The following is a 14,495-nucleotide window of genomic DNA, read 5'->3' as shown; positions in this document are numbered from 1 at the left end:
GTTCATTTAAAAGGCATTTACACAGAATTTTTTACAGCGTCATTTTTCATTTATAACTATTTATCTTTTCCAATTCATCCAGCCAATACTACCCACAATCATTAATCCTCCAATCAATACATAAATCGACGGCCGTTCACCCAAAAATAAGATAGCAATGCTCATAGCCACCAAAGGCGTACAATACAGAAAATTTGAAGCCTGCATTAACGGCATTTGCTTGAGTACATAACCCCAAAGCACATATGCCAAAGCACTCGGGAAAAGTCCCAATAACACCACTGCAAGATTTGCCTGCCAGTTAGCATGTTGGATTTGCACAAGCACATCAGGGCTATAAAACAATAAAGGCAGAGTGCCAAACCAGACGACATAACACATCATACTGATCGAGTCATAAGGCAGATCAAATTTTTTATAAAGAACAAAATAAATCGCCCAACACATCGCTGCGAGTAAAATCAATAAGCTATGCGCATTTGGTAAAATCAGCCCACGATCGCCACTGACCACTAAAATGGCACCAGCCAGTCCCATCACAATACAGACACTTTGTTTCAGTGAAATTTTATCTTTAAACACCAATGCTGAAATGATCAAAGTAAACAAAGGGATCGACTGACTTAAAATACTTGAAGCCGTTGCCGTGACATACTGCTGTCCAGTATTGATCAAAACATGATGCAAGCTCACAGAAAATAATCCCAATATGAAGAACAAGGGAAGATCACGTATTTTGGGAATCACAATTCCTTTCTGAAATGCAATCACAGCTAAAACAGCCGAAGCAATCACAAAGCGTAATAACGCAATATGTTCAGGTGAATAGGATAATAAAGCGCTATGCACACCTACGGGCGAATAGCCCCAACAGATCACCACCAAAGTAATAGAGAAATAAAGTTTGAACTGCTGATGATTGAGCAATGAGATGTAAAAGTGATGCATTAAAACTTACCAGATTTGGGCTTAGTTGCATCATAAAGCGATAGATGATTGAGTAAAATTAACTTATATTAAGCTTATCATTCATTTTTATTCAAGTATAAAATATGGATATCCAACAACTTAAAATGTTTCAAAGCATCGTGGAATGCGGCAGTATGGTTCAAGCTGCGACTAAACTGCATTGTGTTCCCTCCAATATCACCACTCGTATTAAACAGCTTGAGCAAGAACTCAAAGCCCCTCTTTTTTTACGTGAAGGAAAAACCCTTAAACTCACTGCTTCTGGTGAGATTTTTATGGAATATTGTCAAAAAATTTTAGCTCTATGCGATGAAGCCAAACGTAGTATTCATCCTGATGCAGCGCCCTCTGGGCCATTAAGAATTGGTGCAATTGAATCTTCAGCCACGACTCGTCTGCCGCGTTTATTGGCTCAGTATCATCAACTGTATCCCGATGTTTCCGTTCAAATTACGACAGGAACGTGGAAACAACTTTTACAGGATGTCGCTCAACATAAACTAGATGGTGCCATTGTCGCGGGACAGATAAATTTTCCATTGCTCCATCAACTTGAAATTTATCAAGAAAATATGGTGCTGATTGCACCAACATCCATGGGCGAAATTCGTTGTCAGGAAGATTTGATTGATAAGGAAATTTTTATGTGGACTGAAGGTTGTCCTTATCGTGCAGCACTGCAAGCATGGCTTAAATTAAAACACCTGTCCTTACCCATGACAGGTATCGCAAGTTACGCTACCATTATTGGCTGCGTCAGTGCGGGTTCTGGTGTTTCTTTGGTTCCTAAAAGTTTGTATGAACAATATCAAGGTCTCAGCAGTATTCGCGGTTTTGATTTTGCGCATTTGTCCTCAATTCAAAATCAATTTTTCTGGCATCAAAATGTTCAACATCATAAAGCCAGAGATGCATTTATTGCGCTGTTAAAAACAGAATTTTCAAATAAAAAATAGCTTAATTTTTTTATTCACTACTCTCGCTGAATGAACAAATATGGTTATACTGGTAGGCAATAACAACACATGTAAGCACTTGAATGATGAAACTTAAAACTCTTTTTTTAGCAACTGCTACCTGTTTAACCCTTACAGCCTGTTCAACGACTCCTCCTGTTCCAGAAACCACTGTAGGTGTGATTGAAGAAGTCAGCAATATTAAAGCCTTTCCTGATACTCAAAATAATAAGGCAAAATTGATCAAGCTGGGTGATCATTGCAACATTGAATTTACAGGTATTATGGATGCAGGTCGTGCGCGTGAGAACTGGGTATTTAAAGGCAATACTTTAATCTCTGCGGGAACAGTGATCGTGGCTAAAGATGGCACCAGTTCAGCCAAATCTTTTGACCTGTATGACAAACAAGTTCAAGCAAACTTCCTTTCGCTCCGTGACAATTTCAAAAAAGAAAACGTTGCTGCGTGTGAATAAGACTTAATGTTCTGCCCTTAATCCAAATTAGGGGCAAACTATTTCATTATATTTATCTCCTTCACTGTATATCGCTTGTAGCAAGCTGTATCAGTTTGATCTTTTTTATTCTTAAATTCAGTTCATGCGCTAAGATAATCCACATTCTAGAATCAAGAAAAAGGATGGCTAAAAAATGCTTAAGCATGCCCTTTATGCTGCAACACTGAGTTTGATTACTTTTTTGCCTATTGCAGCAAATGCAAATGAAAGCGTGACATCTACATCAGATCAACCCAAAATTATGCCTTATGGTGATAACCCCAATATCTTTCGGGTACTGACCTATAAAACTGGGCAAAGCATTAGTCGTTTAGGAAATTCGATTCAGCGCGGCGCGGATAAGTCTTCCGCTAAGATCAGTGAAAAATGGCAAGAAAGCAAAGCTTATGGCTCAGAACAGTCACAAGCTGCACAGCAAAAGGCCAATGAAGCAAAGACCTACACTGAACAAAAGTGGCAGCAGACCAAAGATGCTGTGGTCGGTACCAACGGCGGCACTGTTCCGATTGAACAAGGCAGCTTAAGCCAGTCCTCAGCAGAACCAGCGACTGCTAGAGCGGCAGTTGCTGCTCCTGCAAGTTCGGTCAGTCCATCTACGACCAACCCAGTAACATCGGCTGCGCCATTGCCCGAAAGTGCGAATCCTTAAATCTTTGGGAGAGCTAGGTCTCAGACATTCACCTGACGAATCATTTGACCGGAAATAAATCCTTGCGCATTTTCAGCCAATTGCTCCACCATACGTTGTCTGGATTGCACACTGCCCCATGCAGAGTGTGGGGTAATAATTAAATTCGGAAGATTGGCATCCAGTAGCACATTACCCTCTCTAGGTGGCTCAACAGTCAGCACATCGGTGGCTGCACCCGCGATCTTTCCTTGCTTTAAGGCATCAACCAAATCGGCTTCATGTACAATGCCACCCCGCGCACAATTGATTAAAAAGGCTGAATTTTTCATCAGCTCGAATGCATTTGCATTAATCAAATTTTGAGTCTCGGGTGTTAATGGACAATGTAAGCTTAAAAAATCCACTTGCGGTAACAATTCACTCAGTTCTAAACCATTTTCATGCTTTGGTCGGTTGGGTAAATTGGCAATTAAAATCTGCATGCCAAAGGCTTGAGCCAAACGAGCAACTTCCTGTCCCAACTCGCCATAACCCATAATGCCTAAGGTCTTTCCTGAAAGTTCAAGTATTGGATAATCCAAAAAGCAGAATTGTGAAGATTGCTGCCAACGCCCTTGTGTAACCGCACGATCATAACGAATCAGTGAAGTAGCCAATGCCAACATCAGCGTCAGAGTATGCTGTGCAACGGATGCCGTGCCATAGCCTTGACAATTACACACCACGATCCCTTGTGCTTTGGCCGCTTTCAGGTCGACATTATTGGTCCCTGTGGCAGAAATGAGGATCAATTTTAACTGTGGAAGCTGTTGAATGGTCTCGGCATCTATAACAACTTTATTGCTAATGGCCACTTCAACATGGCTCAGTCGCTCGATCACCTGTTCAGGCGCAGTACTTTCATATAACTGAAGCTCATTAAAACAAGCCCGTAAAGAGCTAAAATCCAGATCATTCATGTCCAGAGAACCATAATCCAAAAATGCAGCAGCTAAACTCATCATGTACTCTTGTGTAAATTGGCTATTTAAAATAAAAAACTTATCACGAAAATTCTAACTTGTTCGCGTCAGATACAAAACTTATGATCAAGCTGAAATGGCAAGGGATGCAGCGTATTCTTCCTCAGCTTGAAAATTTTAACTTTGAGTCAAATTCATTATTTTTTCTGTCTCCATAATTTCTCCTTAACTTTATTCACGCAGTTAACCACTTGTAATTTTTTTGAACTAAGTCACACAAATCAAAAATTGTTACTTATGATAGCAACGTCGATCACTCAATCATCAGGCTGAGTGGATTCACAAAAGGAAAGAAAAATGAAAATGATGAAAACCGCGATTTTAACTGCAAGTATTTTAGCTTCGGCAAGCATCTTTGCTGGCAATGCTTCTGTCAATGTTGGTGCAAATGCTCAAGTCGAATCAGATGGCATGCTTAGTCGCATTGGCCACGGGGTAACACAGGGCGTCAGCAATACCGCACATGCGGTTCATTCAACAGCAGTTAAAGCAACTGATGCCACAATTGATGCGGGAAGCCATGTGGCGCATAAAACTCATGATGTTGCAGTGAGTGCTAAAGATAAAACCGTCAATGCCGCAGAGAAAGTAGGTGATAAAAGCGAACAAGCTTGGCAGGATACCAAACGTGGAACCAAGAAAGCCGTAAATAAAACGGAAAAATTCACTGCTGAGGAAAAAGCCAAAGCTGAATCTCGTTGGAATGCAAGCAAGAACACTGCAAATAGTGGCATAAGCGCAAATACAAATGCAGGGGTAAAAGTAGGTTCAGTCAACGCTAATGCGGGTGTTGCCACCAATGCGTCTATCCACAATTTAGGCGTTCAGGGTCAAACTGGGATTGAAAGACAGCCAACGGCGCCACAAAATTCAGCGACAAACTAAATCGGTAAGCGCAAGATTATTGTAGGATGGAATAACACAAAACATGAAAAGGGGATGACCTAGGTGAATACTAGTCATCCCCTTTTCCTATCGGAACATTGGCTTTAAATATGTTCTTAAATCGTTTTAAACTTTTCCGCATCCTGAACAGAATTTTCAGTGAAAGTACATATTCCATGTTCATCGCTATTAAGACTTAACTGCTTATAACTCAACACAAAATAATCAGCATATTTTTTAATGAGGATCGGACTCATATCGGTTGTTAATGCATCTTCGTCCTTAAACAACTTCATGACTCGTCGATCATTCATCGCCACAATATAACGTTCGGCATTGATGACAATTTTAACAATCCCACTACTTTTGGCATGAATACCAATCAGGTATTTATTATTGAGTTGCACAGCATCTGCCAAATAGCTTTCGAGCTTATGGCTGATCAGATTAAATACCAAATGATGTCCAAAATTATCCTGTAATTGATCATTGGTTTCTTGCTGAGACATCGGCAAATTAACCTTGATGCCTAGTTTTTGTAAATCCTGTTCTGTGACCTGACGTCGACTTAACATGACACGGGTAATCAGTTGTTTTAAATTGGCATCAAAATATTGATCATCCAGATGAAGCTCATTATTTCTCAAAATTCGCCCCAGTGCGGCACTGTGTCGCGACATCAAATTTGCAATGACGGTACGATAATAAAACTTGCTATTTTTCTTTACACTACGCATTTGCTGGTAAAAATAGCCTTGATCGTATGAATGACGAATAAAATCATTGAGCAAACTAGAACTTGCCAACACTGAAAGTGCTTCATGTCCAGTAAAGGGAAGTTTTAAGGTCAGTAAATTTGGAATCACTTTTTTAATTTTTAAATAATGTTCACGATCTTCTTTATAGTAAGGATCATAGACCACGATATATTCAGCCTGAGCTGAGAGATCGGTCGCTTGAATCTGCATATCGCGATTTAAATTGACATCAAAAAACTCGGCATAGCGGCGATCTTCAACTTGTTGAGGATCAATGCTAAATTGGGGAACAAAAGCAATCACACGATTCATTTTCAGCAATTTAGAATATTTAATCGCAGCATAGCCCCCCATCGAACCACCATATCCCACAATATGTTCAAACTGATTCAGTATGGGCTGTACACTTTCCATCATCTGTTGCATGGAAGCTTGCGGAAACCATGATTTAAGCTTGGGCATAATACCCAAGACGTTGTAATCATATTTAATTAAGGATTTTTCAGCATTAATGGTCAAACCTTTGGCACGACTAATTAAATCTCCAAATGAAATCACCAGTTCGCTAGATGTGCCTTTTAGAAAAATAACCCGTATATGTTCGTCTTCAAAAATAATTTGCTTGTCCATTAGGCTACCAAAAATAATGACTGGCTTAGTTCCAAACGCTATGCTCTACAGAACAACGCGGAACTTGTTATTTTATAAAGACTGAGATAAGAAAACAGGGCAAAAGCTACCACAATGTTGCAATCTTGTTGAAACTTCCTATAAATATATACATCCAAAAGTTATCAGCAAAATTAAAAAAGTTATCCACAATTCATTCAGATTGCATATTATTTCAGCAATTTTATTTTGCACTTATGGCAGTTAGTCATTACATCTTCAGCCTGAAATGTCTAAAAATAATCATCAATACTGTTGAAATATTAAGCCTCAACCGAATTCAATCAAATACTTTTCCTTTTCGCCAATAGCCCATAAAATTCAGGCAGTTTTTATCAATGCCGCAATCCTGAATTAAAAAACGGCGTATCGCCAAAACAGCCGCCGACTCAGCGGCAACCCATGCATAAAAAGTTTGCTGTGCTTGCTGTTCATTTTTAGTCAGCCACAATATTTTCTCATCGACATTAATATCTTCTAATTCAACTTGTTGCTGCTGTGTTGGTTTAAATAATTGCTGAACCGTTTCAATCAAATGATGTCCAGGTTGCTGTCCCTGAACACGATGAAACCATTGCACTTTTATATTCGGATGTGGCGTGAATGCGATCCGATCTAATTCAGACGGCATTTCAATATACACATTGACCTGTGCCTGTGTATTTTGCTGAATAAGTTGATCGATAATTCCAGACACCGCAGGAAGTGCAGTTTCATCCGCCATCAGTAACATTTGACGCGCGTGTTGTGGCGGTTGCCATTCAAATCCTGCTTGATCACCCTGCCAATGCGCATTGGGTGCAGCCATTTGTAAATAATCACCAATCTTTGCCTGTTCTGCCCACGTAGATGCAGGCCCTATCGCACCATGCATGGCAAAATCGATATCCACTTGTTTTTGTTGCGGTCTTAAATGCCGAATGGTATAGGTACGCATCGGTGGACGAAGCTGTTCAGGTAATTGCCGATAATGCTGATACCATTCAGCATGGTTTTCAATCCATTGTGTTTGTTCAGGATTGCCTATTATGGGAAAAAATAACTTTACCCGCTGATCAGGCGCATAACTGAGCACCTGATCCAGTTGATCTCCTTGAAAGGTAAATCGAGTCATGGTTGGGGATAATGTTTGAATTTGAGCTAATTGCATATTCACAATCAAATAAGGCTGTGCCTGACTCATGATCACATCCTCATATAGGAAAAGTCATTTCAATATAGCACCAAAAGATAATGATTATCAATTTCATCATCATGCTTGTATTCACATTTCCATCAAGAAGATATGATCTGAATCCGATCACCAACCTTTAAAATTCTTCATACACAGCAGGGTTCTGATTGGCTAAACGACCATCTGCGCGGGTCAATTGGTTGATTCGCTGCATCTGCTCATCACTCAGACTAAAGTTAAAAATTTCCTGATTGGCCAATTGGTTTTTATCGCTACTGGCCTTCGGAATCGGGATTACACCCAGTTGATGCTGCCATCTTAAAATCACTTGCTGCACCGAATAATTCAGCTCTTGAGCAATCTGCTGCAAGACCTCATTTTTAATGACCTCACTGCCCCGCCCCAAAGGACTCCATGCCATCGTCAAAATCTGCTTGGATTGATCATATTGACGCTGCTCTGCCTGATTAAAATAAGGATGTAGCTCGAGCTGATTGATCACAGGCAATATACCTGTTTCACGTTGTAATGTATCAATATGCTCAGGCAAAAAATTACTGACGCCAATGGATTTGATCAAGCCCTGCTTTTGTGCCTCAATCAGCGCTTGCCATGCCTCAACGTATAATCCCTGTTTTGGATTGGGCCAATGAATCAGATAGAGATCCAGATAATCCAGTTGCATACGATATAAAGATTCTTCAATGGTTTCCATTGCCTGTTTATATGGATGACGACGACCTGGTAACTTAGAGCTTATAAAAACTTCTTTGCGCTCTAATCCAGATTGCCGCAATGCTTCACCCACAGCACCTTCATTTTCGTAGTTAAACGCCGAATCCAACAGACGATAACCATTGTTCAAGGCCCGTAACATGACGTCAACCCCTGCTTTGCCTTTTAATGTATAAGTACCAAAGCCAAGTGCAGGAATCTGATGTCCGTCATGAAGTTTTAAAGAAGGAATTTTAATCTGCTGAGTCATTTTTTCACTCTTTTTAGGTATGCATTGTATCTCAAGTTTTAACATGTAAAATCGTATAGCTCTGCTGTATCCACATATAAAAATGTTATAAAACTCATCGAATTGTATGAAAAATGCTATTTTCTAAACGCGTCGTATAGATGCGGGGTTCATAATAGCAAGAGATTATTTGCATTAAAAAAGACGATTTTGGGTCAACGCTTATGAAACTGATTCATCATGCTGCACAACAAGGATTTAGTCAGGCTGCCGAACTCTACCAACAGGTTCGACCTGATTATCCAAATGAAATTGTGAACTGGCTAAAACAGGAGTTGCAATTAGATCAAAGCTCGTGTGTTGTGGATTTAGGTGCTGGCACAGGTAAATTCATCCCTTATCTTGAGCAAGTGACCTCAGATATTATTGCGGTTGAACCCGTTCAGGCTATGCGTGAACAGTTAAGCCTTGCACACCCTGACGTTAAAATACTCGACGCCCATAGCACTGAAATTCCATTGCCCCCTCAAAGCGTCGATGCGGTGCTATGTGCGCAGTCATTTCATTGGTTTGCCAATATCGAAACCCTCAATGAAATCTATCAACTCCTCAAAATTGATGGGCATTTGGGGTTGATCTGGAATCAGCGTGATATTGAAGTCAACTGGGTCAAGGCACTGGCGGATATGTTGCAACCGTTAGAACAGGATACCCCTCGTTATCACAGTGGCGACTGGAAAAAAGTATTTGAGCATCAATTTTTATTTCGACTCGAAAGTGTCAAAGTTTATTCTCAAGTTCAAAAAGGAACTGTGGAGCAAGTGGTAAGTCAACGCTTGCTGTCCACCAGTTTTATTGCTGCGATGACTGAAAAACAACAGCTCGAACTGAAACAACAATTTGAACAAGTCGTCTATGAGTTCACGGGTAAACACCCACAGGATGAAATTGAATTCCCTTATATCACCTACGCTTACCACTTTAAAAAAATCTAATGCTGATTCAAACTCAATAAGGAAAAACATCATGAGCATCCAAAACAATAAGCCCTTGCAAATATTTGCTTTGGTTTTAGGTAGTACACTGTTACTCAGTGCATGTAATAAAAATGATCAAAGCAAAACAGCACCATCAACTGAACAACAGACCAATGAGCATCAGGCAAATGTAGATCAGTTAAAAACGCCACCGATCAAAGAGTTTCCTGCGACAGAACAAGATAATCATGACATTGCGCTATTAGATGAGTTTGATGAAAAATTTACTGCAATGACAGATGATATGGACAATGAACTGGCAAAAATGCAACAGGATGGAAGCTTAACCCCTGAATTTGAACGTAACCGTAAACTTGATCATATTCAGTCGGCACTGATCATGCTAAAAGATTTAGATTTAAAAACAGCACAAGGACGGTATATTCAGGGATTGTTATATCAATACTGGGAAAATCAGGGCAAGTTAATCAATGAGCAAACCAGCTCTGCAAATGCTCAGAATCAGAAAAAAGCGGCAATCAATGTACAAGACCTGAGTGATTATTTACATGCTCAGGAACAATTAAAACATTGGAAAGACCAACAAAAGCCAGCATAGAAACCATATAGAAATAAAAGCAGCGACATTATTCAAAAGAACTGTGTCGCTGCGGATCACTTTTTAAGGTTTGAGCAGGAAATTAAATTTTTTGACGCTCAATCCATTGAATCGAATGCACTCGAAATACTTCACAGGCTCCATCACCCACACCGCCGGGAGCAAGCGATGAAGTCCAGACTAAATTATTGTCTTTTACTTCGACCAATTCACCTTTTAGACGAACCAAATCACCACGTTTGACTTGGGTAATCTGTTTAGCAATATCTGGGTTAGCAGGAATAATATGCATATTCGACACCAGTTTCATTGCCTGATCTGGCGGCACAGGGAGTGTTTGCATACTCCAGTTCAAGTAACGATCGTACTGATTAATTTTAATTTGTGAGGCAATTTCAGGATGTGCAAATAAGCCATAACTGACAGCAAAATCGATCGGAGAGAATTTTGCCTGTTCATCATTACGATATTGTTTAGAACCCAAAATACGAAAATCACCATTAAAAGGTTTTAACACCGACACCGATTGTCCTTTAACCGCAGGAGCCAAACCTCGCGCAATGTTGTAGTCACTGGAAGTCGAGGCACTCACCTGCCCAATACTCAATGCCACAATCAATCCGATACCTATCTGCTTGAGCATATCAACTCCTCCACTAAAACATCACAATATTCATTTTGATCTTTTTATCATAGGCTTAAATTTAATAAAAAATTGCAAAATTGGGTAACAATAAAGACAGATTTAGTCTCTTTTTGTGGCGCAAAGACACGCTTGAACTCTCATCTTCAGATGCAAATAGACCAGAATAAATAGCATTAGATCGCAGAGAAATCATTGATTCACCTAATCGTCAAAATCAATTCTAAGTGTTTCGAAACGGACTCGACCTTCTTGCACCGCTTGCGCAATCGCTTGCTGACCTTTAGTGAGTCGTGCGCCTCCACTTTTAATATCCATCAGAATCACTTCGATATCTTCAGCTCGACCTTCACCATCACGAAAGTCGGTATAACCATCAAATACCACATAATCCACAGGATCACCTAAAAATTTGGCATCACTCGGCAGATAACGAAATTCTGGCATAATCGGGGCAAGCTGTTCCGCCATTTTGCCTTTTAAGACCGCACGACTGGTATTTACACTGCGCTTTTGTGCCTGCGCCAAAGCCTGCTGATGTTCAAGTTCGAGTTCGCTAATATATTGTTCATATTCTGCCCGAATACGTCCGTTTCGTGTATTTGAAAGAATCAAGGTGGTGATGATGACACCAATACATGCTCCTATTAACATTGCCATCCAGATGGACATGAATTTACCTACTCTAAATTTGGTTCATACTTTAAGGTCTAAATATTTTAACGTTTAAACACTTTAAATAAGCTGAAGACTTTTGTCATGTGTAACCTTTCAATGCTAAAAAGATGCTAATCTAATCCAGTAAATCAAGAATATATCTCGGGCATGAAAACGATACTTATAGCAAATCAAAAAGGCGGATGCGGTAAAACCATTACAGCAATTACACTGGCTTCGGCACTGGCGCAAAAAGGATATAAAGTTGCGCTAGCCGATGCAGATAATCAAAAATCAGCGCTGCAATGGCTCAAACAGCGGCCAAAAACCGCAGCAACGATTCAGAGTCTGGACTGGCGTCATGAAAAATCCATTGGAGATGCGCCTAAAAATATCGATTATCTGATTATTGATGCGCCAGGTGCCTTATCAGGTGAACAGGCTGAACAACTGATTAGTGAAGCTCATGCGATTGTCACGCCGCTTCAACCTTCTTTTTTTGATATTGACAGTACCAAGCGTTTTTTAAAACATTTACAGGATATTAAACGAATTCGCAAAGGCAAGGTTGGAATTCATTTAGTAGCCAATCGTATGAAAGCCAATACTTCAAGTAGTAAAGATATTCAGCAGTTTTTTGAAAAAATCGAACAACAACCTGTAGCTGTGATTTCTGAACGAAGTGCTTATGGTCAACTGGCCATGCAGGGCTTGAGTATTTTTGATCGATCTCAAAAGAATTTTTTATTATTACAGACGCAATGGCAACCGCTGCTCGATACTTTAATTGAAGATCCTGCTGAATGGTTTTAATTGCGTTTAAATTTTTAAATTATTAGAGCAATATTAGACTTCTTTCATAAATCCTTTTTATTTCTCCCTATGGGAGAAATAAAATAAAGAAGGTTTCAACAATGATGAAAGAAGTTTATTTGCGTTCATTTTAACAACGCAATGCAACTCAAGATTTATTTTCTGATTATTTGTTTTCAGTTAAGATGATGAATTGCCCAATATTTAACAGATAGAGAGTTCAGTGCAACAATACGCGCCAACCCTACAACGAGCTTTACTGTTCGGATTACTGATTATCCTGCTTTTTTTAGGATTTAATATCCTAAAATATTTTATTGTTCCTGTAGTTTGGGCGGCGATTATTGCGTATATGACTTGGCCAATTTATCTGTGGGTACAGCGTTTGTGTGGAGTGCATCGCCCAAATCTAAATGCCTCGCTCATGATTTTACTGATTATTCTGGTGATTGGTGTACCGCTGACCTTTGGCGTATTTATGCTGCAACATGAAGGTCGTAATCTTTTTTTTGAACTGCAAAAACAAATTTTTTCAGGTCATTTAGATGTTCCAGATTTTATTCGTGAACTGCCGATTATTGGAAAGGAAGTTTCACGGATCCTCAATGACATCAATAATGATCCTAATAGTATTACCCAAAATGTGGCCGCGTGGATTCAGGGGCATATGGGCTATGGGCGTTTTGTATTAAGTGAAATTAGCCGAAATCTGGTTAAATTGGGTTTTGCACTTTTATCACTCTATTTCTTTTACCGTGATGGGCCGATCATTTTAAGTCAGGTCAGTAAAGCCATGGAAATGGTCATCGGGCCACGGGTTCATCATTATCTGGACACCATTTCTGAAACCACTCGTGCAGTTGTTTACGGTGTTGGTTTAACCGCAGTGGCTCAGGCAATTTTAGCAGGACTCAGTTATTTTATAGCAGGTGTCCCCAATCCAATGGTTTTGACCATTGTTACCTTTTTATTAGCTTTGATTCCTTTTGGAACGCCTGTGGCATATACCTCTGTCGCACTTTGGTTGTTTTCTCAAGATCATATGATGGGTGCGATTGGTGTGATGCTATGGGGTGTTTGTATCGTCAGTACCTCGGATAATGTGATTCGCCCTTTGGTGATTTCAGGTGCAACCAAGATTCCATTCTTACTCATTATGTTTGGTGTCTTAGGTGGTTTGGCGAGTTTTGGTTTGGTCGGATTATTTATCGGCCCTGTGATTTTGGCGATTTTGCTTGCGATCTGGCGTGAATGGTTACATGAAAATATTGAACCTGAACCGATGCCAAAAACCACCATGATTTATGATGATCTGGACGATCCTAAAGTTTAGTGGTTGAATATTTTTAAGTTTTGAAACTAAGGGGTAAAGCTGATTGATATCAATCGGCTTTTTCTTTGTATAATGTTTTATAGGTAAAATTGAATTGCTCTGGAATTCAGTCTATAAGGGTAAAAATATCTTCTATTTTATTGAAGACGCTAAACTAGTTTGAATACTCTGCTAATCTAGCAGACTATTTAATGTTGAGAACTATATGTATATAACATTAATCACATTATTTTTAATTTTAGGTATTTTTCTATATTTAAATAAAAAGAGGAAGAGTTTCCTAAAAAAAACATATGCCGAAAAATTTGTTAATGACTTAGAAGCATTAAATTATTTTAAGTATACAAGTCAGTTAGATTATTTGAATGTAAAAAAATACTTTATAGAGAACTTTGATCCGCAAGGAGAGTTATGCACACAATGGGATGAAAAAAAAGGTTTTTCTAAGGACTATCGTTACTATTTATGTGATGGTGAAAATATTTTTGAACAAGGTGGAATTACTGAATTATTAAAAGAATTGATGCCTGCATTTTCTAAAATGAATTTTTATTGTAATGTCAAAAACAATTTTGAAGTATGGGATGAAAAAAATGAATGGTTGAATCATCGTATTACTATTAATGAAGTAGAATATATTATTTTTTATAATTTCAAAGGATATGGTTGGGGCGAAGCGCCCTATAAAATTGCTCAAATTTTAAATAATGAATTAGAAAAACAAAATATTGATGAAAGATGCTATTTAATCAATGGAGGAAATGATGGACGTCTAGCTTTACTGACCCATGATCAATATCAATTAATTTATAAAACTTATACAGATAAAAAATGGAAACCTCTTCAAATTAACGAATGGGCAAAAGAATTTGATGTAACGATATAAAGAGCTTTGTCGCACAAAGCC

At 39.0% G+C, this 14,495-nt stretch carries 16 protein-coding genes; 9 read left to right on the top strand and 7 right to left on the bottom strand.

The window, feature by feature from the left end; translation table 11 throughout:
* Window positions 1-60: 60 nt before the first annotated feature.
* Window positions 61-948, bottom strand: coding sequence for a DMT family transporter (locus tag J500_RS07085; protein WP_004995180.1), 888 nt, complete (start codon window positions 946-948; stop codon window positions 61-63).
* Between the two features lie 104 nt (window positions 949-1,052).
* Here J500_RS07085 and J500_RS07080 point away from each other — a divergent pair, with 104 nt between their 5' ends.
* From J500_RS07080 to J500_RS07070, 3 genes are all read left to right on the top strand, one after another.
* The gene (locus tag J500_RS07080) at window positions 1,053-1,925 is read left to right on the top strand and encodes a LysR family transcriptional regulator (protein ID WP_004995181.1); all 873 of its coding nucleotides are present in this window, start codon (window positions 1,053-1,055) and stop codon (window positions 1,923-1,925) included.
* 86 nt (window positions 1,926-2,011) lie between these two features.
* Complete coding sequence (locus J500_RS07075; RefSeq protein ID WP_004985234.1) at window positions 2,012-2,401, top strand: hypothetical protein; 390 nt, start codon at window positions 2,012-2,014, stop codon at window positions 2,399-2,401.
* 175 nt (window positions 2,402-2,576) lie between these two features.
* The gene (locus tag J500_RS07070) at window positions 2,577-3,092 is read left to right on the top strand and encodes a hypothetical protein (protein ID WP_004995182.1); all 516 of its coding nucleotides are present in this window, start codon (window positions 2,577-2,579) and stop codon (window positions 3,090-3,092) included.
* A gap of 20 nt (window positions 3,093-3,112) precedes the next feature.
* Here the strand turns inward: J500_RS07070 and J500_RS07065 are convergent, their stop codons facing one another.
* Window positions 3,113-4,075 carry a 2-hydroxyacid dehydrogenase gene (locus tag J500_RS07065; RefSeq protein WP_004995183.1) on the bottom strand — a complete coding sequence of 321 codons (963 nt, stop codon included), beginning with the start codon at window positions 4,073-4,075 and terminating at the stop codon, window positions 3,113-3,115.
* 318 nt (window positions 4,076-4,393) lie between these two features.
* Between J500_RS07065 and J500_RS07060 the strand changes: the two genes are divergently transcribed.
* Window positions 4,394-4,981 (top strand): hypothetical protein, encoded by a 588-nt coding sequence (locus J500_RS07060; protein WP_004995184.1) that lies wholly within the window; start codon window positions 4,394-4,396, stop codon window positions 4,979-4,981.
* A 116-nt stretch (window positions 4,982-5,097) separates the two neighbouring features.
* On the opposite strand, the gene J500_RS07055 is transcribed toward J500_RS07060, so the two are convergent.
* The 3 genes from J500_RS07055 to J500_RS07045 form a co-directional block, all read right to left on the bottom strand.
* Window positions 5,098-6,369: a hypothetical protein gene (locus J500_RS07055; RefSeq protein ID WP_004995185.1), complete on the bottom strand. Its 1,272-nt coding sequence runs from the start codon at window positions 6,367-6,369 to the stop codon at window positions 5,098-5,100.
* A 319-nt stretch (window positions 6,370-6,688) separates the two neighbouring features.
* Window positions 6,689-7,591: a siderophore-interacting protein gene (locus J500_RS07050; RefSeq protein WP_004995186.1), complete on the bottom strand. Its 903-nt coding sequence runs from the start codon at window positions 7,589-7,591 to the stop codon at window positions 6,689-6,691.
* 127 nt (window positions 7,592-7,718) lie between these two features.
* Window positions 7,719-8,567, bottom strand: coding sequence for an aldo/keto reductase (locus J500_RS07045; RefSeq protein WP_004995187.1), 849 nt, complete (start codon window positions 8,565-8,567; stop codon window positions 7,719-7,721).
* A gap of 203 nt (window positions 8,568-8,770) precedes the next feature.
* Here J500_RS07045 and J500_RS07040 point away from each other — a divergent pair, with 203 nt between their 5' ends.
* Together J500_RS07040 and J500_RS07035 are read left to right on the top strand one after the other, a co-directional pair.
* Window positions 8,771-9,541 carry a class I SAM-dependent methyltransferase gene (locus J500_RS07040; RefSeq protein WP_004995188.1) on the top strand — a complete coding sequence of 257 codons (771 nt, stop codon included), beginning with the start codon at window positions 8,771-8,773 and terminating at the stop codon, window positions 9,539-9,541.
* A 31-nt stretch (window positions 9,542-9,572) separates the two neighbouring features.
* The gene (locus J500_RS07035) at window positions 9,573-10,142 is read left to right on the top strand and encodes a hypothetical protein (protein ID WP_004995189.1); all 570 of its coding nucleotides are present in this window, start codon (window positions 9,573-9,575) and stop codon (window positions 10,140-10,142) included.
* 82 nt (window positions 10,143-10,224) lie between these two features.
* Here J500_RS07035 and J500_RS07030 read toward each other — a convergent pair whose 3' ends face one another.
* The gene (locus J500_RS07030) at window positions 10,225-10,785 is read right to left on the bottom strand and encodes a hypothetical protein (protein WP_004995190.1); all 561 of its coding nucleotides are present in this window, start codon (window positions 10,783-10,785) and stop codon (window positions 10,225-10,227) included.
* Between the two features lie 204 nt (window positions 10,786-10,989).
* Window positions 10,990-11,457: a Holliday junction resolvase-like protein gene (locus J500_RS07025; RefSeq protein ID WP_004995192.1), complete on the bottom strand. Its 468-nt coding sequence runs from the start codon at window positions 11,455-11,457 to the stop codon at window positions 10,990-10,992.
* 153 nt (window positions 11,458-11,610) lie between these two features.
* Between J500_RS07025 and J500_RS07020 the strand changes: the two genes are divergently transcribed.
* The 3 genes from J500_RS07020 to J500_RS07010 all read left to right on the top strand — a co-directional run bounded on the left by J500_RS07020 (window position 11,611) and on the right by J500_RS07010 (window position 14,474).
* Window positions 11,611-12,255: a ParA family protein gene (locus tag J500_RS07020; protein WP_004995193.1), complete on the top strand. Its 645-nt coding sequence runs from the start codon at window positions 11,611-11,613 to the stop codon at window positions 12,253-12,255.
* A 223-nt stretch (window positions 12,256-12,478) separates the two neighbouring features.
* Window positions 12,479-13,588 (top strand): AI-2E family transporter, encoded by a 1,110-nt coding sequence (locus J500_RS07015; RefSeq protein WP_004995194.1) that lies wholly within the window; start codon window positions 12,479-12,481, stop codon window positions 13,586-13,588.
* Window positions 13,589-13,793: 205 nt separating this feature from the next.
* The gene (locus tag J500_RS07010) at window positions 13,794-14,474 is read left to right on the top strand and encodes a hypothetical protein (RefSeq protein ID WP_004995195.1); all 681 of its coding nucleotides are present in this window, start codon (window positions 13,794-13,796) and stop codon (window positions 14,472-14,474) included.
* Window positions 14,475-14,495: the final 21 nt, after the last annotated feature.

The organism is Acinetobacter sp. 479375, assembly GCF_000581715.1.
GTDB classification, from domain to species: domain Bacteria; phylum Pseudomonadota; class Gammaproteobacteria; order Pseudomonadales; family Moraxellaceae; genus Acinetobacter; species Acinetobacter ursingii.
This window is presented reverse-complemented; position numbering and strand designations above follow the sequence as displayed.

Excerpts from the sequence above, each read along its gene's own strand:
- J500_RS07085 (WP_004995180.1), bottom strand. The coding sequence starts at position 948 with ATGCATCACTTTTACATCTCATTGCTCAATCATCAGCAGTTCAAACTT.
- J500_RS07080 (WP_004995181.1), top strand. The coding sequence starts at position 1,053 with ATGGATATCCAACAACTTAAAATGTTTCAAAGCATCGTGGAATGCGGC.
- J500_RS07075 (WP_004985234.1), top strand. The coding sequence starts at position 2,012 with ATGAAACTTAAAACTCTTTTTTTAGCAACTGCTACCTGTTTAACCCTT.
- J500_RS07070 (WP_004995182.1), top strand. The coding sequence starts at position 2,577 with ATGCTTAAGCATGCCCTTTATGCTGCAACACTGAGTTTGATTACTTTT.
- J500_RS07065 (WP_004995183.1), bottom strand. The coding sequence starts at position 4,075 with ATGAGTTTAGCTGCTGCATTTTTGGATTATGGTTCTCTGGACATGAAT.
- J500_RS07060 (WP_004995184.1), top strand. The coding sequence starts at position 4,394 with ATGAAAATGATGAAAACCGCGATTTTAACTGCAAGTATTTTAGCTTCG.
- J500_RS07055 (WP_004995185.1), bottom strand. The coding sequence starts at position 6,369 with ATGGACAAGCAAATTATTTTTGAAGACGAACATATACGGGTTATTTTT.
- J500_RS07050 (WP_004995186.1), bottom strand. The coding sequence starts at position 7,591 with ATGAGTCAGGCACAGCCTTATTTGATTGTGAATATGCAATTAGCTCAA.
- J500_RS07045 (WP_004995187.1), bottom strand. The coding sequence starts at position 8,567 with ATGACTCAGCAGATTAAAATTCCTTCTTTAAAACTTCATGACGGACAT.
- J500_RS07040 (WP_004995188.1), top strand. The coding sequence starts at position 8,771 with ATGAAACTGATTCATCATGCTGCACAACAAGGATTTAGTCAGGCTGCC.
- J500_RS07035 (WP_004995189.1), top strand. The coding sequence starts at position 9,573 with ATGAGCATCCAAAACAATAAGCCCTTGCAAATATTTGCTTTGGTTTTA.
- J500_RS07030 (WP_004995190.1), bottom strand. The coding sequence starts at position 10,785 with ATGCTCAAGCAGATAGGTATCGGATTGATTGTGGCATTGAGTATTGGG.
- J500_RS07025 (WP_004995192.1), bottom strand. The coding sequence starts at position 11,457 with ATGTCCATCTGGATGGCAATGTTAATAGGAGCATGTATTGGTGTCATC.
- J500_RS07020 (WP_004995193.1), top strand. The coding sequence starts at position 11,611 with ATGAAAACGATACTTATAGCAAATCAAAAAGGCGGATGCGGTAAAACC.
- J500_RS07010 (WP_004995195.1), top strand. The coding sequence starts at position 13,794 with ATGTATATAACATTAATCACATTATTTTTAATTTTAGGTATTTTTCTA.